Raw genomic sequence first — 26825 nt, 5'->3', positions numbered from 1 at the left:
CGCTAAAAGTCGTACTTCAGCTCCGCATACAAAGTGCGTTGCGGGAATGGATGGAACAGGATGTACTTGCGATTGTTCAGATTATCGATCCCGGTCGCGGCACTCCAGTGTCGGTCAAGCTGATACCGAATGCGGAGATCTGCGACAAAGTAGCCTTCGAAACCTTGATAGGTTGCCGGATTGATGTCCGTGTTGTCGACCGTCGCATACAGTCGGCTGCTATACCTGCCGGCAAGTGTGTATGACCATTTTTCGTCCGGCTTATACGTTGCGACGGCGGTTGCCCGCCATTCAGGCACATAGGGCGTGCGCTTGCCAACCGATGCAGCACCGGGTGTTGTCGCGACATAGCCGGCGTTAGCCGTGATCCTTGCGTCTACATAGGTCAGGCTGCCGTTGAGCTCCAGGCCCTTGATGAGCACATCTTTCTTTTGCCCCACGAGTTCAATACCGCGTTGCCGCGTTTTGTCGACGTTCTGCACGAACGACACGGGAACTGCGACGCCCGGGATCGAAGACGTTTGCGAAATCAGTGCGTCAGAGACATGCTCTTCAAACAGCGAGATGCGCAGCTTGCTGTCCGATGTCCTGCGCTCCAGCGCCAGCTCGCCGGCCAGCACTTTTTCCGGCTTCAGGAAAGGGTTCGCCTGCGTGAAGCTTTGTCCTGTCTGCACATTCTGATAAAGCTCGCCAACGGTCGGGAAGCGCAACGCCTTGCCGAACGAGCCGGTCATGCTCCAGTCGTTGCTGGCTTGCCAGGTCAGCGAGAGTTTCGGTGAAAAACCGCTGTCGGCCACTTCCGGCTGAGTCACGGGAAAACCCGTGCCGCTGCCTGAGGTCGCAAAGTTGAAACCATCGTAGGCGCGCCAGCGCTCATATCGGCCACCGATCGTCGCCATGAGATCCGGCGCAATCCGCCAGGCGTCCTGCGCCCATATAGCTTCGGTACGGGTCTTGCCGCGGGAATCGCTAAAGAGTGCACCTTTGTCGCCGTTGATCCAGTCGCTGGTGTTGTAGGTCGGATTGGCAAGCTTGTACTGGTCGGCATGCGCGCCGAAACTGACTGAGTGCCGTGCTCCTCGTCCCTTTTGACGCCACGTTCCTTTCACATCCAGAGTGGTCCAGCCGGTATCGCTTGCATCGGCAATACGTCCCGGGCCGGCGTTCTGTGCAAGCGGATAGGGACCGGTCGACGTCCGTGCAAGCTCGTTCCCGTAATTGAAATGCGTCGCAATGACTTCCCAGTTCAGGGACCCGCTGTTCTTTGTTTTCAGCGATAAGGCTTGCATCCAGTGCGCCTGATCAGTTGAGTTGCTGGAGAACAGGCCGCCGATACTGCTTGCGCTATACGCATTTCCGGCAATATTGACGCTTCCCGTGCCCCCGAAATACGGCGCACCTGTGGCTGTCGTCAAATAGGATTGTGAGAAGGCGTCCGCGTTGTTTTGCCAGTATCCCAGTGTGTAGGCAGCGGTGAGTGCGGGTGAAAAATCATAGGCCAGCTTAAGCTTTGCCGTGTCCTGTACGGTATGGGTCAGGTTGCCGGCGCCAAGCACCTGGATCGGTGCGCCGGTGCGATTGCGATCGGCAATGGCGCCTGCAAGCAAAGGAGCGCTGCCGGTGGCGGCGGTGGCTGACTGATTGATGGTGAGAGACGTGACAGGCTGGCTGAAACTGTTCAGATGGTTGACGCTGAACCACCACGACAGGTCGCCGGCGCGGTCGCCGAGATTAACGCTGGCTTGCGTGGAAGGATAATGGTCCCTGGTGCCGTACTGACTGAAATGCTGGTTGGCGACGGTGACTTTTGCACTGGCCTCGAATTGCCTGGGCATGCGAGTGATGATTTCGGTCACGGCACCGTAGGAATTGCCCGGATATGCCGCGGCAAACGGTCCGTACAAAACATCGATCCGGTCGATTTCGTCCGGCGCCACCATGAACCATTGGGGTGAACCGTTCTGGTTATTGTTATTAACCAGCGTAGAAAGCAGGATGCCATCGGCAAAAATCAGGCTGCGCGCGCTTGCATTGATCCCTGTCGTTCTTGTGGCCATTGGAGCCTGCGTATCGCCAATGAAGCGCCTGCGAACCAGGACGTTTGGCAGATATTTCAGGGCGTCTTCGACGGTCACGGCATTGACGGTGTCGGCGACCTGGCCGGCAGTCACGCTTTCCGTCGTCACAGGGTATTGATTCGTGTCGGAAACCGAGCGTGCCCCTTCGACGGTAACTGCCGGAAGTATTTGTTCACTGGATTGGGCTAGTACCTGCAGCGGCGCAGCAAGCCAGGCAAGGATGGCAGCCGCCATCGGGCGCAATTTACCGTGGTTGTTTAAAACCTTTTTCATGCTATTTGAATTTTCCTGTCCACTGTTCGACCGACGGCCGCGGAGCAAAGGCTTTACGTATTGGCGACGCTTAATACCAATCCCAAGCTATAACGTGACAAATGAGATCGATGGATTTTTTTGACTGGCAAGGCGCAGGAGGAGTCAATAGCGAGCTATTGACGACGAATGCAACGCAGGCAGGCAGCTCGGCGCCCCCAGAAAAAGACGCGATCTCATGGTGCGTTATGGGTTGGGATTGGTATAAGTCCCGCCACCGCTGCATTGACGCGCCACCGGTTTGAACAAATGTTGATAAAGAATTGCTAACGGTTTTTCATTCGTTAGCTTTATCTGCGTTGGAGACGCTCAGGACAGGAGTGGCGGTGCGCGGGGCTGGCCGGCTGACCATGCAAAAAGCGGGGTGGGCGAATGGAAGAACAGTGCGGGCCGGACCGTTGCGCCCGGTTGAATCGGAAAGATGATGCGCTCTGCGGGAGGAAGGCCGACAGCGCCTGTCTGGGTCAGGCAAATGGGACAGTGCTCAGAGCCCGTTCCATCTGTATGCGCACCGGAAGTCTTTTCAGCAAGCGCGGTGGATGCGGTGGATGCGTCGACAGTATGAAGTCTGGTGCCATTGACCGAACATATTTCAGTAATGAAACTGAACGTGTTCTGCTTCGCGTGTTTCGACAGGGACAGGGCATGCGACATTGCAGGCATCAGCGATGCGAGCAAGATAGCAAGACTTGCTATCCATGCGGTGATGTGTCGCTGCTGTCGGTTGGTCATGTCAAAATTTTATCACGCTGGAGGTATAGCATCGTATTCCCCTGACTTTGCGCCGGCTTACTGGATGTGAGCTCCTGCATGATGACAATAATGATATATCCAAACTGAATGGAGTGTATCAATGCAGAGCAATACTTTTATACCATCGACGTTCTTACAATGACGTTCGTAGTAATTCATTTTCGTTAGGAGGAATACCATGACTACCATAACGATCGGTTCGTCGAGTTCATACACCGAGAACGTCGTCCGTACCGCACGAGATCTTTTTGTCGCTCTTTTTGCATTGAACAAGCCCAAGGCAGCAACGAAAAAACGCAGTGCTCCGATCAATCTATCGCTGTCCGACGCTTATGCGGACGTATTTAACTTGCCGCGGAAATCCTTAATTGCCGCATCCGAAGCACGCTCCAGGCGCGGCTCGGCACTCGTTCCCTATGCCCACTGGTCAGCCGCCTGGCACCACGACAAAAACTGAATGCAGGGGAAATTAGGCCGGCAACATGGGGTACTGGTCAGGCACCAGCCCGCCATGTGTCAAGTAAGTCTACTCTTTGAAGTACACCACCTGATGGCTTGCCGCCAAGAGGGCTCCTTCAGGGCTCCATACTTCAGCACTCTGATCGAAAAATCCCTTTCCGAAGTGAAGCGCGCGTGCCACGCCTAACAGCGGCGCGGTACCTTGCGCACGCAACTGCTCGGCGTCTGCATGGAAGTACGTTGTAAGTGCCACGGTACCAATTGGCACCCATTGTGGTCGCCGTACGAAAATGCGTGGAAAGAAGGCATCGCAGATTGCCGACAGCGACAGGAAGTCGAGCGGTCGCGGCGGCTGGTCACGGATCCATAGTCGTGACTGCGACGCGTGGTTGCCCGCATCGGCTGCGCCCGGCGCACCATCGATAAAGCGCATGTCATAACACGCTGTCCATGCGGCTCGCGGGACGGCAGGTGCCGGTGCGAGCGTATCAGGCGGAGGTACTTGCGGAAATACGGCATCGGTCGCGCCCCAGGTATCGCGCCGGATTGCAGTGACCGCAGTGGCAAACGCGGCGACCTGGTCCGATTGAATCAATTCGACGAACCAGTGCTGCGAAGAGCGATTGGTACGCATCACCCTTGCATGGATTGTAAAGCGACCGTCCGCTATCGGCGCGGCATAATGCACGGTCAGGGATACGGGGTCGCCCAAAAGAGCCGGATGGCAAAGAATCGCATTGAGCAGTGTCGCCCCAATGGTGCCGCCAAATGGTCCAACCATATTGCCGTAAGCGGGATGCGTGTGGCCGGTGTACTGGTCGTCGCCTTCCGGTGCGAGCGCAACCGCGGCATCGAGCACATGCATCGGCATCGGCGTTTGGTGAGTCTGTACAGTCATCTGTTCCCTTTTCAATTATCTGTCTATTACCTGCAAATACGGACAGTCTCCTGAGGATCTCAGGAAGATTTCTTGACGTAGCGTTGCGACACCGTATCTAGCAGGAAGTGCTTGCTCCGATGACGGTGCGCTGCATCGCCTCATCCGGTATTGCGCTTGCCCGCAGTGTCATGTGTAAAACGTGCCGCTGGTCACGCCGGCCGCCTGCATCAACGCACCCACCTCCTGTCGCAGCAAGGCTGCCCTTCTCGATCAGTCCAACGCTGATCTTCAGCAATTCCCTGCGTTCTGGCTCTTTATGACCGGGCTTGTATCGCATTTACATTGTCCTTCAAGTCACTTGACACACTGAGAATGCTAGCATAACGTTCGTTATCATAGCGATCGTAATTCAAAAACCGATGAGGGGACACATGGAAAGCAGACCAACTAAAGCGGCAGCGCTAATCATCGGCGCCGGCGAATCGACCGGCGGTGCCATCGCCAGAAAGTTCGCGAAAGAAGGATTGATCACCTGTGTGACGCGGCGCTCCGCAGACAAGCTGCAACCACTTATTGACGAAATTAAGGCAGCCGGCGGACAAGCTTATGGTTTCGGCTCCGATGCACGCAAGGAAGAGGAAGTCGTCAAACTGGTCGATGACATCGAACGCGATATCGCCCCCATTGAAGTCATGGTATTCAACATCGGCGCCAACGTACCTTGCAGCATTCTGGAAGAGACCGCACGCAAATACTTCAAGATCTGGGAAATGGCCTGCTTCAGCGGTTTCCTTGTCGGGCGCGAAGTCGCGAAGCGAATGGTGACACGCGGGCGCGGGACCATCATCTTCACCGGCGCCACTGCCGGCTTGCGTGGATCAGCCAACTTCGCCGCGTTTGCCGGCGCCAAGCACGCGTTGCGTGCATTGGCACAAAGTATGGCGCGCGAGTTGGGGCCGAAGAACATCCACGTCGCGCACGTCGTCGTCGACGGTGCCATTGACACCGCATTTATCCGTGATAATTTTCCTGAACGTTACGACTTAAAGGATCAGGACGGAATCCTCAACCCAGACCATATTGCCGAGAACTACTGGCACCTGCATACTCAACCACGCGATGCGTGGACTCACGAACTGGACTTGCGTCCCTGGATGGAGCGCTGGTAAGAATCTCGGTAATGCTAACGTCAGCTCATGAGATAGGATAAAGACAGGATAAGAAATGAAAAAAATAGAATTTTTCTTTGATGTCGGCAGCCCTTACAGCTACCTCGCCTACCATCAATTGCCGAAAATAGCGCACGCCAGGAATGCGAGTATCCTATGGCGTCCCATGCTTCTGGGTGGTGTGTTCCAGGCGACCGGCAATGCCAGCCCGGCTAACGTGCCGCTAAAAGCGGTGTACTCGAAAGTCGATCTTGAGCGATGGGCAAGGCGCTTTAATGTAACGTTCAATCACAATCCTCATTTCCCGATCAATACATTGCAACTGATGCGTGGCGCAGTCGCCATGCAAATGCGTAGCGATGCCGAATTTCATCGTTATCTGTCCGCGATATTCAGCGCGATGTTTGAACATCCGCGCAACCTCGGCAATCCGGAGGAAGTAGCGGCAGTACTGGAAGGTGCCGGAATCAGCCCTCTTCTTTTTCTTGAACTGATCAAGGACGACAAGGTGAAAGCAAAGCTCAAAAGTGACACGGAGGAAGCTGTTGCGCGCGGGGTGTTCGGCGCACCAACCTTCTTTGTCGGCTCGGACATGTACTGGGGACAAGACCGCCTGGATTTTGTCGACATGGCCCTGTCCTGAAAACTATGCTTTATCCATGATTAGCTTCATAAGCTTCGTATGCAGACGCGCAGAGGCGCAGCGTCGACAGACGCAATGAAGATGAGATAGAAAATCACAATTTCAGATCGCGCTTGGTTCGAAGCAAACCTTATCGTCAGCTTTCCATTTGCATCTGGAAGCGAAGCCGGCGTTCAGCTTCAATTGCATCCGGCGTAGTCGCGCCGATTTTTAACAGCACGTTGTTTATGTATTCATTGCGTTGCCCAGGGGTGTGCTGCAGTGCCATCACATAACCATCCGTCATGCCTTTCAGGTGCTGCACTTTTCCGGACTGCGTTTCTCCTTTATCAAGGCCTTGACGATAGCCATGCAGCCGTCCGCTGTAATAACCGGCAACGTAAACCAGAATTGCGCTAATGATAATGACGAAGACTGTCGTAAGAAGTTGATCGCTGCTCATAAAATATTTTCGGTTAGCAATACGACGATGCTACCGCTTCCGGCACTATGAGTCATTGCCCTTCTTGACAACTCGGCTAACTAAAAGATGCGCCAAGGAACTCCGCGATGGCAAACAACCAATGCTTCCTTAATTAGTTACTGTCCAGGCATTGCGTCGCAGATTGTAATGAACGGCTAGATTTAATGCATAAGCGCTTTGACTGTTTCTGCCGGTACGTAATGCGGCCCATCGAAAAGGTACACCGGGTATCCCTTATAAACGTCGAGCTGTTCACGAATTTCTCCCGCGGTGGAAGCGCGAAACTGCCCGCCGGCGGTGCGTGCGCTGCGGCGCCTTCCCATGTCGGGTCGATCTCCACGGGGAAATACCAACCGGCTACGTTGAGCGGAATCGAAAGATGCATGGTGGACGCTGCCAATCTTTTCTAAAGTAAAATAATTTGCTGGACGCAGCAGACATGTTCCCCTCGTCACGGTCGCTTAACGTGGCGCTGACTTGCCGCGTGCGCCTGCCAGCGTGTATCTACCCAGCAGAGGTTACCCAGCAGAGGTCACGGCGATTCCAAGCTGGAACGCATTCCCATGTATCATGGGATCTCATATCGCGCAGGAATCCCTATGTAGTTCAATAGAGAATCTTCCTGAAGCGCTTCGGAGAGGGAATACGCATGACTTCACAACAAAACAGCAACACCGACGCGTTTTTGTCCAGCGGAATTGCAGGCCTCGACGAGGTATTGCATGGCGGTTTTACACGTGACCGGCTTTACCTGGTGGAAGGCTCTCCTGGGTCGGGGAAGACGACACTCGCATTACAGTTTCTGATAGAGGGCGCAAGTCAAGGCGAGTCGGTCCTCTACATTACCCTTTCAGAAACGATCATAGAACTACGCGCGGTCGCTGCGGCACACGGCTGGCCACTGGACGGAATTCACATCGAAGAGGTTATCCCGTCTGAAAACATTCTCGATCCCGACCAGCAATACAGCATCTTTCATCCGAGCGACGTGGAGACCGGCGCCACGACAAGGGATATCCTGTCTGTTGTCGAAAGGCTGCAACCGAGTCGCGTGGTCCTGGATTCTCTGTCCGAACTACAGCTACTCGCTTCGAACCCGCTTGTCTATCGGCGCCAAGTGCTCGCGTTCAAGCAGTTTTTTGCCAGCCGCTCATGCACGACGATCTTCCTTGATGATCTCACGGCAAGCGACGGGGATCTGCAAGTTCGCAGTATTGCCCACGGCGTTATTTCACTTGAACGCATGCAAACCGACTACGGCGGGATACGACGCCGGCTGGAAATCCTGAAGTATCGCGGTGTCGCGTTTCGCGAAGGCTTGCATGATTACAAGATCCGGCAGGGCGGGATCGTGGTGTATCCGCGCCTGATCGCAGCCGAATCGCGAGAGAACCTCAATCCGCAGCAGTTCTCGAGCGGTTTGCCGGAACTGGACAATTTATTGGGCGGTGGTATTGAACAAGGCAGCAGTACCCTGATTTCAGGCCCGCCAGGCACAGGCAAATCGACACTTGCGGCGCAATTCGTCTTCTCCTGCCTGCAACAGCAACATCAGGCGGCCATGTTTGTCTTTGAAGAGTCCGCGTCCAATTTTCTGAACCGTGCGGACAATGTGGGGATCGGTCTGCGCGCCTATCTGCCATCTAGGCAACTGACGTTAAAACAAGTGGATCCGGCGCAACTGACTCCCGGTGAGTTTGTGCATCTCGTATGTCGCGCGGCGGACCAGGGCGCCCGGGTTATCGTCATCGATAGCCTGAATGGTTTTCTGCAAGCGATGCCGAATGAAAAAATGCTTGCCACCCATATGCACGAGCTCCTGACCTACCTCGGTCAGCGCGGCGTGGTGACGCTTCTCATCGGCGTACAACAGGGAATGTTCGGCGGGAACATGAGCACCAATGTCGACGCCAGCTATCTCGCGGACAATGTGCTTCTGTTGCGATATTTCGAAGCGTTCGGTGAAGTTCAGCAAGCAATATCTGTGTTCAAGAAACGCGGGAGCCAGCATGAGCGCACCATACGCCGCATGAGCATCACTTCAGACGGCATCCACATCGGTCCGGCCCTCAAGCAATTTCATGGCGTGCTGACCGGTGTACCCAAACTGGTCGGCGATCCCGATACGGAAGAAAAGGACCTGCAGTCGAATGTCTGACCTCGTCGAACGGCGTATTCTCCTTTGCATGCCCTTTGGCAGGGACGCCGAACTCGCGTCCAATGTCCTGGAAAATGCGGGACTAGACTGTTTTGTCTGTACCAGTCTCACCGAACTTGTCAGGGAAGTCTATAAGGGTGCCGCCGCGATTCTGACTGTCGAAGAAGCCCTGCCCGAAGGTCCCTCAAAACCGTTGAGCGCGTATTTTTTTACGCAACCGACCTGGTCTGATCTACCCATACTGGTACTGACTAAACCAGGCGGAGAATCGCCATGGATTAAGGGCGCATACGAACGTCTGGGTAATCTGACGCTGCTGGAGCGCCCGGTGCGCACGTCAACCCTGATCAGTGCCGCGCGGTCGGCGCTGCGTGCACGACTGCGTCAATATGAGGTGCGTATCGCAGATCAGCGAAAGGATGAATTTTTGGCGATGCTGGCGCATGAATTGCGCAATCCGCTTGCTCCAATCAGTGCCGCGGCAAACCTGCTCGAGCTGGTATCTTCCCAACCGGAGCGGGTATTGCAGACAAGCGAGATCATCGCCCGTCAGGTAGGACATATGACGACCCTGATCGATGACCTTCTGGACATGGCACGCGTGACACGCGGACTTATCACGCTGCAAAAGGAAATGCTTGATGTGCGGGATATTCTGGCGGAAGCCGTTGAACAGGTCAGCCCGCTGATCACCCATCGCAAACATCATCTGGCGCTTCACCTTTCGCCTGATCCGGCTCCCGTAGTAGGCGACCGGAAGCGACTGGTGCAGGTCATCGCTAACGTGCTGGGCAACGCATCGAAGTACACGCAGGAAGGCGGCAACATCGTTGTACGCCTACAGATTCACCCGGAGGAAATTACACTCGATGTGTCCGACGATGGTATCGGCATGGCGCCGGAAATGGTGTCACGTGTTTTCGAGCTGTTTGCACAGGCCGAACGGACACCGGACCGGTCACAGGGAGGACTGGGACTGGGCCTTGCACTTGTCAAAAACCTCGTCACTTCCCATGGCGGCAAGGTCGGGGCCTATAGCGAGGGACCAGGTAAAGGAAGCACCTTTACCGTTCGCCTGCCGCGTATGCCGATACAATGGGAAGTCGCAAATGCACGCGACGCGACACGGCAACTTGTCCGACATTCGACCCAGCCGTTACGGATCCTGGTGGTGGATGACAATAAAGACGCCGCCAACACGCTGGAGATGTTTCTGGGCGCGACCGGACATACTGTATCCGTTGAGTACATTGCCGCCGATGCGATAGAGCGTGCCAGGGCAACATTGCCGCATGTTTGCCTGCTTGATCTTGGCCTGCCGGATATAGATGGCCACGAGCTTGCGCGTCGCTTACGCGCCATGCCGGAAACATGCACTGCGGTATTAATTGCCGTAACCGGTTATAGCCACGAGCGTGACAAGGAAAAGTCCATTGCCGCTGGATTTGATCATCATTTAGTTAAACCTCTGGACACTGCAAAACTCGCACGCCTGTTGAGCAGTATTGTTAGTTCGTCGCCACATTCAATACAATCAACGGAGGCAACATGACTCAGGACGAAATACTGGACATCTTCCGCCAGGAGGCGGACAAGATACCCTCCGAAACTGCACCGCTCAACGACGTTATCCTGGCGCTCGCGCAACTACTGGCGGACTCCCGCGGCAAGCTATCAAAAGAAAATTTTGAAGTGCTCTCGAAAATCGGTGGCGTGTTGTACAAGGAAGGCAAGATACAGTTCAACGCCAAATCCGATGTGGACACGATCATGAAATTATCGTCTGATCAACATCGCGCGGAGTGATGCATGGGTTCGTCGTTATTGAAAAGCCTCCCGACAATGCAGCACTCGAAAGCATTTCTAATGCGGCTCTAATTGCCGGCTCCTGCACCCCTGCGTTGCACCCATTGAAATCCTTCATGCTTGCTGATTGATGCAATCTCGATCGGACCACCGACGGTTTTAGGGCGGGATACTGAATACTTTACAAAACCGATGGTGGTGTCGACAAGATAACGGGCCAGATCAATCGCATCCTGCATCGGCATGGCCTCGATGAACAATAGTTCATAGAGATCCGGCACAAGCTTTTCCCTGAGCGTCGCTGCATCTTCCGTAGAAAGGCCGTGGCGGACGGCCGACTCATTGAATCGGGTTCCCAATCCGAACACCAGTCTGTCCAGCGCCTCATATTCACCGTCCCAGCGCAACCCGAATTCCTGTTCGTGCTGGATACACGATGGCGACGGGCAATTTTCACCCATCAGGTTAACTTCCCACACCTCAGCCAGAGACCGCCCCGCCGAGTAGCCGCACAGGCGAAATTTAGTCCAGGTCGTCGCACCATGCGTCAGAGATTTTTCCTCGAACAGGAACCGACGTAGCTTCGCCGCAATGTTTTCGAGGCTGTAATCGTCCGGATCGATGATCCAGTCCTTGTGCGCCGGATCCTGTCCGGTAAATCGCTGACGTAAATCCTTTAGCAACGTATCGATGGATTCGTTGCCGATTCCGCCCGCCCCCGTCACCATTGCAGCAATGGGAAGTCCTTCGCGCAGATTCACAATCTTTCGTGAGTTATGATAGATCATGCCGCTGGCAAACGAACTGGCGCTATCGGTCGCCATTACAATACCATCATTGATTTTGACGGAAACGAGAACTGTCACGGAGGGCGCTCCTTACGGAAATGTGATGCCAAAGTATATAAGGAGATTAAGGAGATAAAATCGGGGATTACCTTGCATAGCAGTATCGCTTCTGCTTCAGGAAGTCAACCTGCTAAACGAGCTTATTGCCTGACATCGCAAGGTTCTTGCGGCGCCTCATCAAATAGCGAGATCGTTACCTTGCAAACAGGCGTCACTGGCACAATATGCAAAAGAGTGGACTTGCCCGCGAACATATTCTCGCCTGACGATGCGAACCTGAAATACGTGTTCACCGCCTTGTTAAACATCGTCAGTCAATTTAATCCAACAGCGCAGCCGTCACGCGTCAACATTGGAGTCAGTAGTCATGCAACAAAACCATCATGCCACCATCAACCGCCAGGCCGGGGCCGAAGCCCTCTCCGCAAAAGCAATCGCGATCGGCCAGGAAAAAGGCTTGTCCATTGTTAAGTGTGAATGGGATCTGGGACAGGATTTCGGTCTTCAACATGCTCACCGTCTCGATCTCTTTACTGAAACAAAAACAGTGCGTGTTTATTTCCCGGATCTGGAACTTAGCACAACGGCCAGTGAGTCGAGGCTCAAACGAAGCGAAGAGAGATTACGAAGTGCTGTTGCCCAATTGCTTTCCGTACCGCCGGCCCCAACCTACTCCTTTCGCTAAGCGTAAGGAATAGTTCAGATCGGCAAGAAGGCATTTAAAATAAACGCAGAATTGTGTAGGTCAATCCTGCGTTAGTCTGTATAGTAGGCTCTGCACTTGCATCAAGTCGTCGTTATTGTTGGTCTCTTTCCCGTGTTGCTCTTCTCCAGAGCGATCCCTGTTTGACTCCCTTCGGTTACATATCTTGGTTTCCAGTGTGCTGCGGGCACATGCCCCTGTCTATTCAAACTATTCAAACAAGGAAATAACATGAGTACTCAAACTGGTACGGTAAAGTGGTTCAACGATTCCAAAGGTTTTGGCTTCATCACTCCTGATGGCGGCGGCGCTGATCTCTTCGCGCACTTCCAGGACATTCAGAGCAATGGCTTCAAAAGCCTGTCCGAAAACCAGCGTGTGTCTTTCGACCGCGGCACTGGTCCCAAAGGCGAAAAGGCAAGCAATATTCGCGTGATTTAAATTTCCTCGCGCAAGTTTATGCGCAGGGAAAACCCGAATTCAACAGCCGTTGAAGGTCGCACTTGCGAATTCAACGGCAAATGATGCAGCCTGAACAGATAAAGATGACACCACGCAGATAGCGTGGGTTGTCGGATAATGATGCCAGGGGCACCATGCAGATAGCATGGGTCTTTGGCAGGTGGATGCATCAGTATGAATGGAAGCTCGCTTAGGCGAGCTTTTTTGCGTTTACGGCACCGGCATTTCCTTGCGCGTTGCAATCGATAGTGCGCTCATTATCGGTGCGGGCGCGCGTTTCATTGTGCCGTCAGTAGCGCATCACCTGCCTCAAGCTCTTCTGCGTCGGGATGGACGCATCGGGCAAAACGTCTTATCTCCCCGATCTTCAAGGATATTGCGTCGGAAACTTTCTTGTGCCAGCATAGATCACGATCTATCGCAGCTTTCCACTTGAATGCATGCCTATGTTTCTACGAACAGTCTCCTCGCTAGTCTGGGCGTTAGCCACTTCGTCCGTAGCCTCCTCGTCGATTGCGGAACCGGTGCGTTCGCCACCAGCGAAGATCGAAAATTCACTGGGCATGACATTTGTGCTGATCCCGGCTGGCGAATTCATGATGGGTAGCGATGAGTCACCGGAATCACTTGCCAGGTCCTACCCCCAATACGATCAAAAGCGTTTCAAGGACCTTAGCGACGAGGCGCCTGTGCACAAAGTTCGGATCACGCAGGGGTTTTACCTTGGCCAATACGAAGTAACGGTCCGGCAATTTCGTCGCTTCGTCGAACAGTCAGGCTATGTCCCGGAGTCCGAGGCTGACGGTACCGGCGGGTATGGTTACAACGCCGACTATGATCCGGGCAGAACAGTACGCGGCGATGCATTTGAGGGGCGTGATCCTAAATACTCGTGGCGCAACCCCGGATTCGCGCAGAGTGACGATCATCCTGTCGTCAACGTAAGCTGGAACGATGCAGTCGCCATGAGCAAATGGCTTAGCGAAAAGGAAGGAGTCCCCTATCGCCTGCCAACCGAAGCCGAATGGGAATACGCCGCCCGCGCCGGTACGACCACGCGCTATCACAGTGGCGACGCACCGCAGTCTTTGCCAAAGGCAGCAAACATCTTCGATGCCGATGCGGTGCAATTCTGGAATAAATGGAAAAGCTATGCACTCGCAGAACCGGATGGCTATCCATTTACCGCACCGGCCGGCAGCTTTATGCCAAACGCATTCGGCATTTACGACATGCATGGTAACGCATGGGAGTGGACGGCCGACTGGTACGATGAGAGCTATTATGCGATCTCGCCAGTCGATGACCCCAAAGGCCCGCCTACCGGATCGGTACGCGTACGACGCGGCGGTTCCTGGCATACGTGGCCGTTGTATGCGCGCAGCTCATACCGCAACTGGAATTCGCAGAGCACCAGATACACCCTTGTTGGCATGCGACTGGTACGCGAACTCAGATAAGGTCCGCGACAGCATCCGAGGTTGTAGTCTCCAACTCCTCTACGACGATGCCAGCAGCTTGTGACAACATCATCAAATCACTTCAACGCACCGAATACCTTACCGATGATCTTGCTGCCGGATCCTAACGGGTCGCGGCGAATTGCCTTTTCTTCGTCGGCAATCACTGTAAACAGACCATCCAGCGCACGTTGGGTCACGTAATCCTCAACCGTTGCCTGCTGCGGTGCCAGTCCGGCCCTGGCAACCTGGGACATCGTCGCATTGTATTGAGCCGACAGGCCGGAACGGTCGGTTACCTTTTTTACGATCGGCAAAAACGTTACTGCAAGTTGAGACGATGTCTTGTCACGAAAAAAACTGGTGACCGATGTGTCTCCTCCAGTAAGAATCTGCTTGGCATCGGCTACCGACATCGATTTCACGGCGTTGAGCAACAGTGGCTTGGCCAGCGGCACTGCCTCTTCCGCCGCGCGATTCATTGACACTACCAGTTCGTCAAGCTGCTGGCCGCGCCCCGTCATTTTTAGCAGAGGGCGCGCCTGCTCCAGTATGGGAGGCAATTGAATTTTCACTTTATCGTTGTTGAGAAAGCCGTTTGTGACACCAAGTTTGCTTACGGCGGCACTTGCCCCTTTTTCCAGTGCTGCTTTCAGCCCGGTGGTGGCGTCCTGATTCGACAGATCAGCAATGGAAACCGCCATTGCGCTTGAGGCAACGATACACAGCGACAGCAACAATGATTTTTGTACGGATGGAATAAACATTTCAGAACCCGGCGCGGAAGTTGAGTGAGAGCATGTCAGTCTACTCCGGTAAGCGCTTCCCGCCAAAATACCGTGAGTTCAGATGTTTTGACATGATGTCGCGGTGCGCATGCATTTCAGCAAGGAGATTTGCCAAGGTGCGTCTGGCCGAATGATTTGCGCCGGGAATGTTGAGCGTTTGATGCGAGCAGCGGAAAATCTGTGGAAGAGAGGGCGAAGCAAGAAAAGCTGGTGCCAGCTGAAGGACTCGAACCCCCTCCCTGCTCATTACATTTGAGCTGCTCTACCTGTTGAGCTAAGCCGGCAATGTACAAAGAATACGGCAAGGGTACGGAGGCATTCTTGCGTTGTCACAAATTCGGGTGGCGTTCGAGTGACGTTAAGGCAGCTTCCTTCTTATGCCACTCTACATGTTCGAACCCTGCGTGACGCCACCTCTGGCGACAACCTCTGTATCGCACAATACATTGCGAGCTTGCCGAAGATGCCGCGACGTTGGCTGCAAACTGGCAACCCTCCCGTATCGCCAAAGTGTTGCGATGGAGGTCGTTGTATTGCTGCCCATACGGGCGTATAAGTATTAAATTGATCTTGATGCTACGAGCCGAAATCCTCCCTCTATTGCCAAACCGGATCCTGGGCTGTTTCTCCTCGGTGTTCCATGCACCACTTCAGGAAGGCCCATCATGTACTCTTCATCCGCATCCGAACCGCGATGCCGCAATCTGCTGCTGGCGACGCTGACCGACGAACAATACGGTGCGATCGCACCTCGCTTGCATACCGTCCCATTGAAAATCAAACAGGTGCTTTTCGAGAGAAACCAACCGCCGCAGTATGTTTATTTCCCCTGTACCTGCGTACTCTCTATATTGGCTTACATGCTCAACGGCTCAGCCGTAGAAGTTGGCACCGTAGGCAACGAAGGCTTTATCGGTATTGAAGTGCTGGCTGGCGGCGAACTCTCTACGGAGACAGCCGTATGCCAGGTCGATGGCAATACCTTGAGGATGACCGTCAACGATTTCAAGGAGGCCACGGCTGGCGATACGCCTTTGCGCCGTGTTGCACAACGCTACATGCTGGTGTATCTCAGTCTGGTGTCTCAATCAGTCGCATGCAATCGTCTTCATACGATTGAAGAACGCTTTGCGCGATGGATACTCATGACGCACGACCGGGTGGAAGGAGATCACTTCTATCTGACGCAGGAATTCATTGCTGACATGTTGGGTGTGCATCGTCCCAGCGTCAGCCTGGTTGCCAGCGCCTTCCAGCAGGCAGGGCTTATCCGTTACAGCCGTGGACGGATGTCTATTCTGAACCGCCAAGGCCTGGAAGAGCTGGCTTGCGAATGCTATGGCATCGTTCGCGAACAAGTCGACCACTTGCTTGGCACAGCGTAAATTGTCGACCACAGTGCCGGCGAAACGATCGCTGCTCTCCGCTAGGCGGAGGAAATACGGAAACATTTAATGTGCCGACTGTGACGGTTAGGTACGATAGTCGTTTTGCGCCGTAAAGACCCAGAGCGGCGCAGATTTTGACGCCTGATCGCCGACTCCCTCCTCTCATAGTGGAAGGAGCCGTGCAGATACATGCTTGCAGGTGGCGCTGCCTGTGCCACGCCCAGCGAACTCATGCAGGCGTAGCCATGCGATTCTCTGGAGGAGTTTGCGCAACAGCACTTGCGGACTCCATTTCACGATCTTGGGCAAGGGTTTCATCCGAACCGGGGACAACGGCGGCAATCGTTGGCCCGCTCGCAGATGGCGATGCCGGAGCAGGCAATGGAGTCGATCCTGGCTCGATGGCTGCTGTAGTTGTTGTAGGTGTAGCTACTGGTTCTGTTGGTTCTGTTGCTGCTGTTGTAGGTGTAGCTGCAGGCTCCGTCGTTGCGGTGGCAGGCGTAGCTACGGGTTCCGTCGTCGCTGTGGCAGGTGTACCGGCAGGTTCTGCCGTCGCTGTAGCGGGTGTAGTTCCCGGGGTACTTGCCGGCGGTGTCGCTACAGGCGGTGTAGTCACGGGTGGCGTTGCACCTGGCGGTGTAACCGGGCTAGGTGCGGCGGGTACGGGTACATCCGTCGACCCCGGTGTAACAGGGTCCACGGTTCTCGTGCCTGCCCAGACGCCGCGATTACCACGGTTACCTCTCCATGTTCCGATGAAGGTTCCATTCGACTGAATCGCGCCTGTCATCGTCAGTCCGGCCGCCGGCGAACTCAATGCAATCGTCCCATCGTCTCTGGCCGTACCACTTACCGTCGCCGGACCGCCCGTTGTGGCCGCGCCACTCAGGGAACCAGTCACCGTGCCGGTTGCATCCACCGTCATAACCAGGCTGCCTACTGCGGCATCAGGAGCATTCAGATTATCGCCGGTAACAACCGTTGCGGACCACTGTCCGACGAAGTCGGATTCGTTCACAGTGGTAACCGGTGCAGTTATTGTATTCGTCGTACCCTTGCCGAACCGGTCCGACATTGCCGAGGCACCCTTCCTGAGCGAATTCGGCAAGGTCTTGGCATCGTAGTAAGCCGCCTCCACCGGCGCGGCTTCCGTCTTGTCGAGCGCGGCGCCATCCACCTTGCCATCCGTCAGGTCCCGTGCAAGCTGCTCGGTGATACCGAGTGCAGGGGGTGTCGCGGCGGGTGTCGCGGCCGGCCGTCGTTTGGCTGCTGCCTTGGCCAGCCCGCCGAGCACCGTCGCCGCGACCCCGTAACGATTGGCCGGCAGCGCATTGTCGGCACTGCTGTTGTCAACCGGCGTAGGCAGGCTTTTTACCGAGACCAGTTGCAGCTTTGGCTCGAGCGTCGCATTGACCGCCGTGCGCACTGCTTCATTGGCCGCCCGCACCTGCTCTGCGGTCAGACCCGTCAGGTCTCCGCGCGGCAACAGCGCAGTCCCGCCCGATGCGACCGACCCGGTGGACGACTTGAAATTGTTCAGCGCGTAGCGATATGCCGACTCGGTCAGAGGCGACACACCGATATTTTCGTCAAACCGGTCCACCAGTGCGTGCAACACCTGCCCAGGTCCAAAATCAAGCATCCGGGCGGCGCCTTCATCATAATATTGCGCGCCCGCACGTCCAGTCAGCGTCAGCAGCACCGGTCCGTCCGATGCACGCGGACGAATGGTAACCAAGCCCCGAGCCCCGTCGGTCAATGCGGAGCCCAACACTGCACCGTCGGACAGGCGGGTTACCGTCAGAAGTGCGTTGATGACCTTGCCTTCGCCACCACCCGCGCCCGCGCCACCTTCGCCGCCTCCGGAACCGCCGTCACCCCCGCCTGAGCCACCTGAACCACCTGAACCACCATCGCCGCCGCTTCCAGCGCCGCCAACGCCTCCACCCACGCCGCCGCCGCCCTGAGTGCCATTACAGAAATTAAATTCACTCTGCGGAACACCGCCCCAACCATCGGGATATACCGCATTGATATCGCCCACGAAGCCGGTAGTGATGTAACCAAAGCAGGGCAAGGTTTGCGTCGTCCCCGGCGCTGCCGGTGCCCCCTGTGCAGTCGTTCCCGTCCCGTTGGTCGGCGCGGGATTTGCGCCAGTGGTTGCCGCCGGCACATTTGCCGATGTCGCGGAATCGTCGCCCCCTCCACCGCCGCACGCCGTTAAGGCAACAATCAACACGTAGGCAGCAGGCTTGATACAGCGGGAAATTTCGGTTTTCATGTTCATGATCGCAGTTCCTTTGTTGCTTGTTGCGGGGTTTGGCTTTGTTGCTCAGTCTTCAGGACTCAATGCGGTATTGTTCGCGACGCCTTTTCCGGCGATTCCATCGGTACGTTCGACCACGCTGTGGTTGACGGAAAACGGACTGCGACGATCGGGACTTGCTGGCTAGGGCTTTCGCGTTGTCGCAGTGCCAGTACGCGCCCGAGCAGTGCCGGTCGATAATATTTTTCGCGGTAGCGGGACATCGGGTAATAATCGGCTTGCTCGCCTCCGGCCCGATTAATGGTCAGTCCAATCAGTTCATCAGCGCCTTTGGCTGCATCAAAGTAGCCGTCTTCATTCCACAAAACCCAGCGTCCGTCACGGATGACGAATAGCGACATCAGTATCGTCCCATCTTGTGTCCGGCGCCAACGCAGCGTACCGTCCGCCATCGCGACAACCAGTACACGGCCATCAGCACTCACGTTGACTGCCCGTGCTTCAGTCGCAAGCGGGATCCGCCAACGCTCCCGGCCGTCAGGCTCGATGCGCCGCAATGTACGGCTCGTTGCCAACAGCACCGCAGATTCGTCTGGCAGCACGGCGATGGCACGAGAAATTTCTGTGGGTGCCATCGGGACCGGACGGCCCGCGATCGTTACGTCGTAACTGTTTTCCCACGTGCTGACGGGAATACGTTTGCTAACAGTCTTTGCCTGCCTTGTAGCCTCACGTTCTCCGCGGCGTATATCGCGACTATTGACCGAAAAAGAATAGCGCTGCTCACCCGGTGCAAAACGCCAGGCAACGGTCTTTGCATCGTCGCTCACCGTCAGCAGACCTGCCTCATAGAACTGTGCATTTTTTGGCGCTACCATGGTCTTTGCCTCTGGTCCGCGCAGAACTCCCCACGCCGGTTCCACTGTTGAAAACAGCACACGGTTATCCGATAACGGCAGCAAGTCCGTAATTGAGTTGGTCGCGGCGCGGGTCTCGCTAACCTCGCCTTGTGGCCAGCTGATGCGTTTGACGATGAAATCGTTGGTGCCGCGATAACCTGATCCCGCGGCGTACAAGGCGCCACCATCGCGCTGCCACGCGACGTTGCGTAAATTGCCGTGGGTGATGTCGTCGAATACAAATGATTTCGCCAACTCTTGCGTCGCCACATCGAACACATCGACCTGCACTTCGCGCGCCGACTTTCGCGATAGATAGCCAACCGCAAGCAGGTCGCCTTCCGGCGAAAACTGCACGCCACGCGGGTCCGGCAGCGCGCCGCGCAGCGTGGCCAGCAAGTGAACTTCGCCGGCAATGCCGTACACCCGCACCGTGCCATCCGATACCGGGAGCGCCAGCAACCCGTTGCGTGACAGGGTGATACTCCATGCATCCGCAGGTAATCGCTCCTCATGCACGAGTTCGCCTTCGTCATCGAACACACGGAAGGCAGAAGCACCCGCATAAGCGGCTGCCAGCAGCATGCCGTCAGGCGACCATTGCAGGGATTTGATATCGCCACCACGTGCGTTCACTGATTTAAGGAACGACATGCTGGTCAGATCATAAAGGTATATCCGATGGGTGCCGTTCTGGCTCGCGGTGGTGCCCGCCAGCGCGAGCCGGCCCTGTGGCGAAATTGCCGCCGCGTAAAGTCTGCCTATGTTTTCGGGACCGACTGGGAGGTGCAGTGTGTGCAATAGTCGACCGCTGGCAATATTCCACACGCGCGCCGTCTTGTCATCGGACGCGGTGACCAGTATTTGTTCGGCCGAGTCCACGGCAATCTGGCGTATCGCCGCGGTGTGTGTACCAGGATCGAGCGTTAGCACGGGTGCTTCGCTCAGATCCCGTGCCGCAACGCTGGTGCCTGTCGTTGTTATCAGGCATAGAAGGCTGAACACAACGCGCAGTGTGGTCCAAATTACTGTCAGGAGCCTATCTACAAGCATCATTCGCAATATTTTGTTCCTACAATTGGTTCACTCGCCAAGCTGCACAGACGCATTACCGGGTAAGTACCGGGTAGCATGCGGTCATGAAGAGGAAGGTGACAGTCGCTTGCACGCTGTCTCGTCCTAGCCGCAGTTTCAAGTTTGATGACGCGGTAAGCATCGCATCCTCTTCCATGGCAATCGAGTTACACATTGCTCCGGCACATAGATGGATGAGGGCAGCAGTAATAGACTGTTGCCACAGACCACGTCAAACCACTTTGAACCATTGCCGCACGCCATACTGTCAAAACAGACAACAACAGAGAGTGGACTACAGAAAACAAAGTGAAGTTCATGAGTCTTACAAAATTGGCATCCTCTACTGCCTAGACATACTAATGATTAATGCAGTGGGTTTACACTGTGCCCATCCACCGGTAACAGCCACAAGGACGAGTAATACCAATCCCTGAGATCGATGGATTTTTTTGACTGGCAAGGCGCAGGAGGAGTCAATAGCGGGCTATTGACGACGAGTGCAACGCCGGCAGGCAGAAAAAGACGCGATGTCATGGTGCGTTATGGGTTGGGATTGGTATAACTTGTGTCCCAAGCTTGAAGCTATTAACGTATTCATAGTGGCGCAGTGGAAATTCTTGAAAGCTTCACTAAGAATTTCTTTGCGTTAAAGGCAGATTGGGAAACCGCTTATGTGTATCAACATTCGAAAAAATTCTCGGACATACTTGTAACGATCTGCTCGTAAAAGCCTGTGAACTATGTATCCTCGTTTTGCTGGTAACAAGTTTGAAAAGCTATACCACAGCGCAGCAGAAAATCAGGCAAGTGGCAGCATTACTTCATTTTATCCAGACCATAAATAGTGATATGAGGCACATGTCTATCCATCCGGTCCTGGTACCTCGATTTATTTCCTCGATGCGACGAGAGATGTCGAAGCAGAACACAAATTGCACGACAACGAGCTTTACTTTCGCCTAATGCCCGACTCCGCCTCAGGCGTGTCGGTGGTTTTTGTTACGCGACGACCCTATCATGCCTCCCATACCGGAAATATCGTGCGATGGTTTGGCACATCGACGGACGTGCATGATCACAAGACGGCGGAGCCACCATTGCGGCGCAACGAAAAGCGTTGCCGGTCGCCGTTTGAATCGATTGACGAAGGTTTTTGTGTGATCGATTAGAAGGGCCGGATAAACAGCCCGATAGTCAGCGCTATACCGATGCATACAATGGCGATGCGAAGGGCTTTTTCATTCACTCGATGCAATGCCCACGATCCAATCAGACCACCGGCCATCGCACCCGCGCCAAGAATAATTGCCTCACGCCAGTGAAGCTCTGGCGACGTCAGAAACAGCACGACCGCGGACGCGTTCATCACGGCGGCCAGCACATTTTTGGTCGCGCCTGCATTGCGCGTCGGCAGGCCGGCCATGGTCAACGCCGCCAGCATCAGAAAACCGATCCCGCCGCCGAAATAACCGCCATAGATCGCGATCATGAATTGCGCAAAAGCGGTGCTGATCGGGCCAATATGCATACCTGCATCGCCAGTCTTTCGAAAGAATGAACCCCAAGCGAATACCGTCGTGGCAAACAGCACCAGCCACGGCACAAGACGGGCAAATACGGAAGACGGCGTGTTCAGCAGTAACACCCCGCCTACTATGCCACCTAAAATACTGACGACGAATAATGCCCGGAATGGAAGCTGACCGGCACCCGTGACAAGCTTGCGTCCCGCCAGACCGGAGGTGATCTGCCCCGGAAACAGGGCCACGGTCGACGTGATATTGGCCGCCAGCGGCGACATGCCCGACATAATCAGCGCCGGCAAAGTGATGAACGAACCGCCGCCGGCGAGCGCATTTTGCAGACCGGCCCATAAACCGGCAACGAAAATAAGTGCGAGCAGCATGAATGCCTTAACGGGAATGTGCGGCTTTCAATGATAGCGAAAGTCGTTCCATCTTGCGTGGACAGTGCTCGCTGGAATCAGGGTCTTGCTTGCAAAGATATCCAATGTATTTAACAAGGCTGAGCTGAGCAGCTCCCCACGGGAGCGCCTGGGCTGCGCATCAACGTCGCCGAACTCAACTTTGATTACCCTGATGCCGACAAGCTGCTGGTCACCGCTGATCAGGCGATGTACGAGGCAACGCGCGGCGGCAAGCGATGTTATCGTGCCGCACCGCATTTGGCTAATGCGGTATTGGCCAAACTGCAGGAATCATAAACAGTGATAAACAGTGGCGCCTGGCTCACTTGTACCTTTGCGCCAAATATTCAACATTCCTCACCAAACACCCTACTTGCGTTCGCTAGTAGCGATAATGATGTCGTCTCCTGCCTTAAAAGGGTGGCTTAGCCCGGAATCGCCAAATGTTGCGTTTCCGGGCTTCTTTTTAACTTCAACGATATGTCCGGGACATGCGTAATCGCATACCTGGCATTTAACCAGCGTGGTGTCGCCTAAACAACTTTAGCACAGCACTTTGGCTTGATGCTGCCGAGCGTGGGTCATTGGAGACCGCGCTATCTCGGACAAGGTATTGCAGAACGCCATGTCCCAGATTCACGCAATCGAACGCAGTCAGCCTGCTATCCCGGTTGGCATTCCGTCCGTCATTACACTGGCAAGTCCAGCCCGAACGCAGCGATTGGATTGATCTTCATGATCAATCCAAAAAATGGTAGAAAGGCGTCGCAGCCAATATCCAGCATGCCAGTATCGGTACGCAAGCCGACGCGCTGCAACACGCCATCCTCGCCATGCAACGACAAGTTGTTCGCCGGGTTTACTGGGGAAAGCATGAAGCCTGGCCCACGACGGAAAGGTTTCCCGCACTTCTCCGTGAAACTTTAGAGGACAATCCCGACTTACGATCGTACCGAACTCAGGGCCACCTCTGACCGGCATGCGCCTCATTGCCAATTAAGGACAATGGCGGCTTTGAATTACATTGCCGCCATGAATCCTTGCCACTCCGAACTGCAGAGAACTTCCCTAAGCGGTCCTTCGGAATGCGGAGCCAGGTTTGATAAAAACAAGAGAGTTCGAGAACGGTTATGGCAACCACTCTTCCGTTTTTGTCTACTATTCCTAAACTTGACCACGGATGACCTTTTTATCAGCCATCCAGCTCCAAATTTCTGTGACGTGAGCCCTTCGCCTGCGACGAGTCGACCATTTTAGGCAAAACTACAGTAAATACACTTCCTTTTCCGAGCCCATCGCTATGCGCTGCTACTTTGCCACCATGCAGCTCGACCAGACTTTTCACCAACGCCAACCCTAAGCCTAATCCACCTTGGGAACGGTCCGACTTTCGCTCCGCTTGCCTAAAAAGATCGAACACGTTGGGCAATAGATCAGGAGCAATTCCGATACCATCGTCTTGCACGTTAATTACTAACTCGCTGCCGGTTACCACCATTTGAAGGAACAGATTACCTCCGTCAGGCGTGTACTTGGCGGAGTTGCTTAGCAAATTGGCGAACACTTGAAGCAACCTGTTGTGGTCTCCTTCCACTTGCACCTCTTTAGTTGAAAGCTCAGTACGCAGCCGGTGACCTTTCGACTCCAGCAGCGGATGGACTTGCTCGAGCGCTTCGGCGATCAACCGCTTCATATCCAGCTTCTGCTTGTTGAGGACGATGATGCCGGCTACCACTCGCGATATGTCCATCAAATCATCCACTAGGTGAGCCATATGGTTCACTTGGCGCGAAATCAACTGGCCGGTGCGTCGCACTTGATCCGGACTGGATGCTTGCGCCATCGCCAGGAGATCTGCACCAGTACCGATCGCCGCGAGCGGGTTCTTCAACTCGTGCGCAAGCGTGGCCAAAAACACAGTTTTGCGTTCATCGGTGGCCCGTAACGCTTCCATTGCTTCGTTCCTCTCCTTTTCGGCAAGGCTTCGTCTGAATTCTTCCTCCCGAAGTCTGTAGGCAAACCGCCATACCACGATGACAAGCACCGTGATCAAGCCCCAAACGATGAGCCAGATCAGCGCAGTGTCTTCAAAATTGAAATCAGTTACACGGATGGCGGTACTCAGTAGTACGCCTAACAGAATTGGCGCTACTACGGCTGGCAGCAGCAGCTCACGCACTGTGGGCCGTCCAGTAGCCGAATGTGTAAGTGCTGCCACAAGCCCGTCATTCGGTCGGAGGGAAAGTATTCCCGCAGCTAGCATGAGGAAGGCAAGCGCTGTACGCGCGGCGATACCACCTCTACCCGGCAGGAACTCGTGCAGGAAGGATCCTCGTGAAAGATAAGCCGCAATAACGAGCATTGAAAACATCAGTGTTGCGACCGCAACGATCTGGGCCAAACTGATGGTCCGGCGCGCGTGCATCAAGCCTAGGCTTGTTCCCAGGGTGATGAACATGACCGAGGTTACGGATCCCGGTACGCTCGCATATGTAGTTTCCCTGAATACGGCAAGCGTTAATGGTCCAGGTGCCCAATCTAATGCTCTTAGCAAACTACTGACTAACCCGATGCCGATAACTGTCAGGGCTAGAAGAATGCTTGCTCCTGAATACCTGCTCTGCTCCCGGATCTGCAAGAGAAGAGACGTGCTGCCCAAAAGGAAGGCCACAGCAGTGGCGGGAAACATGGGCGGGCTGTCTGGAAGGCGAAATAACCAAGGAATACCGAAACCCCAGCCTACGAGCGCACTCATGGCAATCAGAATGGACACTACCCCGCAAGCTACCGCGCCCAGTTGATATCCTGTTAATTCTTTCAACCCTATGCCCTCCTCGTATCAAGCAATGCGTCGTGTTCCTCCTTCTGACCTCGGATTGACGGCTGCATTCCGTCGAGAAGATGCCTATACGCAAGCGAGAAGAGTCTCTATTTGTTGGTTGTTACAATGGAAAAGTGGGTTTGGCCTGAAGCCGCCCAAGCGGCTCACCGGCCGCCGGTCTCCTACTTTGGGTAATCCTCACGAGAAGAGCTTTAGTTTCCCTAGGTATGCAACGGTGGAAGGTCCGTTCTTGGCCGAACCCGGTTTCGGACACGTCCAGATGTACGTAAATTCGCCTGCCACTCACTGCTGCCTGCCGGTCGGCTATTTCGACTGTCTGTTGTACAACGAAAATGATCATTGCTGCTTTTGCTAAAACCATCCCGGATTTTAGAAACATGAGTGCTTTTTCATTCGACGACGAGTGCAACGCAGCCAGGCGGCTCGGCGCCCCGGAAAAAGACGCGATGTCATGGAAGGTAAAACCCAGGAAGTCCAATAAACTGGTTGGCGATAAATTCGATAAATAGCGTTGAGCGCAGTGGCTGGTAACGGCGAGAGGGGTAAAGCAGGTGCAGGTCCTGCGAACTGGCGGACCATTCAGGAAGTACACGCACCAGCTCACCGTTGGCGAGCGAATCATGAACCAGCCATTCCGGACACAGGCCAATACCGCTGCCTAGCACGAGCGCTTCACGAATCCCAAGCGCGTTGTTGACCCGATAGCGGCTGTTCGTCCGGGCACACAGCTCTGCGCCGGCCCTGTGCAGGTCAATTGTATTTCCTGGCGACCAGGCGAAGCGCACAAAGTCATGCGACACCAGGTCATCAGGATGAAGCGGAGCACCCCGCCGTTCCAGGTATGACTGGGAAGCCACCAGGAAACGCGGCACGACGGCGAGATGGCGGCCAATCACATTGGGCGGCAGTTCCGCGCCAAGTCGCAGCGAGACATCGACTCCTTCTTCGACGAGATCGATGAAGCGGTCATTCAGGATCAGTTCCACGGAAATGCCGGGATAGAAGCGCAGAAACTCCTGCACCCAGGCATTGACGCGAAACTGGCCAAAGCCAACTGGGGCATTAATGCGCAATAACCCGGCGGGCTGCTCAGTAAGCCCTTGCACGCTGCTTACAGCCCGCTCGTATTGTTCGAGAATGTTTTTCGCCTGATCGTAGAAGCGCAGGCCCTGCTCGGTCGGGACCGGCCCTTTCGTGCTGCGTTCAAGCAAGCGGACTTTCATTTGCGCCTCAAGCAAAGCCAATACTTTGCTTACGGTGGGCTGGGTCGTTTCAAGGTCACGCGCGACAGCCGATAGACTCCCCAGCTCCATTGTCCGCACGAAGAACCGCATAGCTCGCAGTGTATCCATTGACTTCACTCATTCCAAAATAGAATAGGCCATAGTCAAGTTTGCCAGCTTCCCGCTCGTTTCGGAATACATTACTGTGAAGTTCTTTCTTT

The 26825-nt window shown here is 54.9% G+C and carries 23 protein-coding genes and 1 tRNA gene; 10 read left to right on the top strand and 14 right to left on the bottom strand.

Annotated elements, in window-relative coordinates:
• Nucleotides 1-2 precede the first annotated feature (2 nt).
• Together ASE07_RS16660 and ASE07_RS16655 are read right to left on the bottom strand one after the other, a co-directional pair.
• A complete protein-coding gene (locus ASE07_RS16660) occupies nt 3-2351 on the bottom strand; it encodes a TonB-dependent receptor (RefSeq protein ID WP_057291960.1) in 2349 nt (782 codons plus the stop codon).
• Nucleotides 2352-2699: 348 nt separating this feature from the next.
• Nucleotides 2700-3122, bottom strand: coding sequence for a DUF2946 domain-containing protein (locus ASE07_RS16655; protein WP_057291959.1), 423 nt, complete (start codon nt 3120-3122; stop codon nt 2700-2702).
• Between the two features lie 199 nt (nt 3123-3321).
• Between ASE07_RS16655 and ASE07_RS16650 the strand changes: the two genes are divergently transcribed.
• Nucleotides 3322-3600, top strand: a complete 279-nt coding sequence (locus tag ASE07_RS16650; protein WP_057291958.1) for a hypothetical protein — start codon at nt 3322-3324, stop codon at nt 3598-3600.
• Between the two features lie 69 nt (nt 3601-3669).
• On the opposite strand, the gene ASE07_RS16645 is transcribed toward ASE07_RS16650, so the two are convergent.
• Nucleotides 3670-4500 (bottom strand): acyl-CoA thioesterase, encoded by an 831-nt coding sequence (locus ASE07_RS16645; RefSeq protein WP_200960955.1) that lies wholly within the window; start codon nt 4498-4500, stop codon nt 3670-3672.
• 97 nt (nt 4501-4597) lie between these two features.
• Nucleotides 4598-4819: a hypothetical protein gene (locus ASE07_RS16640; RefSeq protein ID WP_057291957.1), complete on the bottom strand. Its 222-nt coding sequence runs from the start codon at nt 4817-4819 to the stop codon at nt 4598-4600.
• Between the two features lie 94 nt (nt 4820-4913).
• Between ASE07_RS16640 and ASE07_RS16635 the strand changes: the two genes are divergently transcribed.
• Nucleotides 4914-5651: an SDR family oxidoreductase gene (locus tag ASE07_RS16635; protein ID WP_057291956.1), complete on the top strand. Its 738-nt coding sequence runs from the start codon at nt 4914-4916 to the stop codon at nt 5649-5651.
• Nucleotides 5652-5706: 55 nt separating this feature from the next.
• Nucleotides 5707-6294, top strand: a complete 588-nt coding sequence (locus ASE07_RS16630; protein WP_057291955.1) for a 2-hydroxychromene-2-carboxylate isomerase — start codon at nt 5707-5709, stop codon at nt 6292-6294.
• Nucleotides 6295-6430: 136 nt separating this feature from the next.
• Here ASE07_RS16630 and ASE07_RS16625 read toward each other — a convergent pair whose 3' ends face one another.
• The gene (locus ASE07_RS16625) at nt 6431-6736 is read right to left on the bottom strand and encodes a hypothetical protein (RefSeq protein WP_057291954.1); all 306 of its coding nucleotides are present in this window, start codon (nt 6734-6736) and stop codon (nt 6431-6433) included.
• Nucleotides 6737-7406: 670 nt separating this feature from the next.
• Between ASE07_RS16625 and ASE07_RS16620 the strand changes: the two genes are divergently transcribed.
• From ASE07_RS16620 to ASE07_RS16610, 3 genes are read left to right on the top strand one after another with little or no spacing between them, the layout of a single operon-like run.
• Entirely contained in the window at nt 7407-8915 is a 1509-nt protein-coding gene (locus ASE07_RS16620) for an ATPase domain-containing protein (protein WP_057291953.1), read from the top strand.
• Nucleotides 8908-10467, top strand: coding sequence for a hybrid sensor histidine kinase/response regulator (locus tag ASE07_RS16615; RefSeq protein ID WP_057291952.1), 1560 nt, complete (start codon nt 8908-8910; stop codon nt 10465-10467). Before ASE07_RS16620 ends, ASE07_RS16615 begins: the two co-directional genes overlap by 8 nt.
• The gene (locus ASE07_RS16610) at nt 10464-10721 is read left to right on the top strand and encodes a hypothetical protein (protein ID WP_057291951.1); all 258 of its coding nucleotides are present in this window, start codon (nt 10464-10466) and stop codon (nt 10719-10721) included. Before ASE07_RS16615 ends, ASE07_RS16610 begins: the two co-directional genes overlap by 4 nt.
• A 68-nt stretch (nt 10722-10789) precedes the next feature.
• Here the strand turns inward: ASE07_RS16610 and ASE07_RS16605 are convergent, their stop codons facing one another.
• Nucleotides 10790-11587: a hypothetical protein gene (locus ASE07_RS16605; RefSeq protein WP_057291950.1), complete on the bottom strand. Its 798-nt coding sequence runs from the start codon at nt 11585-11587 to the stop codon at nt 10790-10792.
• Nucleotides 11588-11936: 349 nt separating this feature from the next.
• Here ASE07_RS16605 and ASE07_RS28115 point away from each other — a divergent pair, with 349 nt between their 5' ends.
• From ASE07_RS28115 to ASE07_RS16595, 3 genes are all read left to right on the top strand, one after another.
• Complete coding sequence (locus ASE07_RS28115; protein ID WP_235548497.1) at nt 11937-12254, top strand: hypothetical protein; 318 nt, start codon at nt 11937-11939, stop codon at nt 12252-12254.
• Between the two features lie 249 nt (nt 12255-12503).
• Entirely contained in the window at nt 12504-12713 is a 210-nt protein-coding gene (locus ASE07_RS16600) for a cold-shock protein (protein WP_057291949.1), read from the top strand.
• A 467-nt stretch (nt 12714-13180) separates the two neighbouring features.
• Nucleotides 13181-14194: a formylglycine-generating enzyme family protein gene (locus ASE07_RS16595; RefSeq protein WP_057291948.1), complete on the top strand. Its 1014-nt coding sequence runs from the start codon at nt 13181-13183 to the stop codon at nt 14192-14194.
• A 77-nt stretch (nt 14195-14271) separates the two neighbouring features.
• On the opposite strand, the gene ASE07_RS16590 is transcribed toward ASE07_RS16595, so the two are convergent.
• Nucleotides 14272-14961, bottom strand: coding sequence for a DUF4197 domain-containing protein (locus tag ASE07_RS16590; protein ID WP_057291947.1), 690 nt, complete (start codon nt 14959-14961; stop codon nt 14272-14274).
• A gap of 229 nt (nt 14962-15190) precedes the next feature.
• Nucleotides 15191-15266 (bottom strand) — tRNA-Thr (locus tag ASE07_RS16585).
• A 381-nt stretch (nt 15267-15647) separates the two neighbouring features.
• Here ASE07_RS16585 and ASE07_RS16580 point away from each other — a divergent pair.
• Nucleotides 15648-16367, top strand: coding sequence for a Crp/Fnr family transcriptional regulator (locus ASE07_RS16580; protein ID WP_057291946.1), 720 nt, complete (start codon nt 15648-15650; stop codon nt 16365-16367).
• Between the two features lie 232 nt (nt 16368-16599).
• Here ASE07_RS16580 and ASE07_RS16575 read toward each other — a convergent pair whose 3' ends face one another.
• The 6 genes from ASE07_RS16575 to ASE07_RS16535 form a co-directional block, all read right to left on the bottom strand.
• The gene (locus ASE07_RS16575; protein WP_057291945.1) at nt 16600-18657 is read right to left on the bottom strand and encodes a hypothetical protein; all 2058 of its coding nucleotides are present in this window, start codon (nt 18655-18657) and stop codon (nt 16600-16602) included.
• A gap of 59 nt (nt 18658-18716) precedes the next feature.
• Nucleotides 18717-20591 (bottom strand): WD40 repeat domain-containing protein, encoded by a 1875-nt coding sequence (locus tag ASE07_RS16570; protein WP_057291944.1) that lies wholly within the window; start codon nt 20589-20591, stop codon nt 18717-18719.
• A gap of 1186 nt (nt 20592-21777) precedes the next feature.
• A complete protein-coding gene (locus tag ASE07_RS16560; protein ID WP_057291982.1) occupies nt 21778-22515 on the bottom strand; it encodes a sulfite exporter TauE/SafE family protein in 738 nt (245 codons plus the stop codon).
• 713 nt (nt 22516-23228) lie between these two features.
• Nucleotides 23229-23414 carry a hypothetical protein gene (locus ASE07_RS16550; protein WP_057291941.1) on the bottom strand — a complete coding sequence of 62 codons (186 nt, stop codon included), beginning with the start codon at nt 23412-23414 and terminating at the stop codon, nt 23229-23231.
• Between the two features lie 317 nt (nt 23415-23731).
• The gene (locus tag ASE07_RS16545) at nt 23732-25360 is read right to left on the bottom strand and encodes a sensor histidine kinase (protein ID WP_057291940.1); all 1629 of its coding nucleotides are present in this window, start codon (nt 25358-25360) and stop codon (nt 23732-23734) included.
• Between the two features lie 470 nt (nt 25361-25830).
• On the bottom strand, nt 25831-26715 hold the full coding sequence (locus tag ASE07_RS16535) for a LysR family transcriptional regulator (protein WP_327196058.1): 885 nt from the start codon (nt 26713-26715) through the stop codon (nt 25831-25833).
• Nucleotides 26716-26825: the final 110 nt, after the last annotated feature.

This window comes from Noviherbaspirillum sp. Root189 (assembly GCF_001428545.1).
Classification (GTDB): Bacteria; Pseudomonadota; Gammaproteobacteria; order Burkholderiales; family Burkholderiaceae_D; genus Noviherbaspirillum.
The sequence above is the reverse complement of the archived record's forward strand: the minus strand, read 5'-3'. Positions and strand labels throughout refer to the sequence as shown.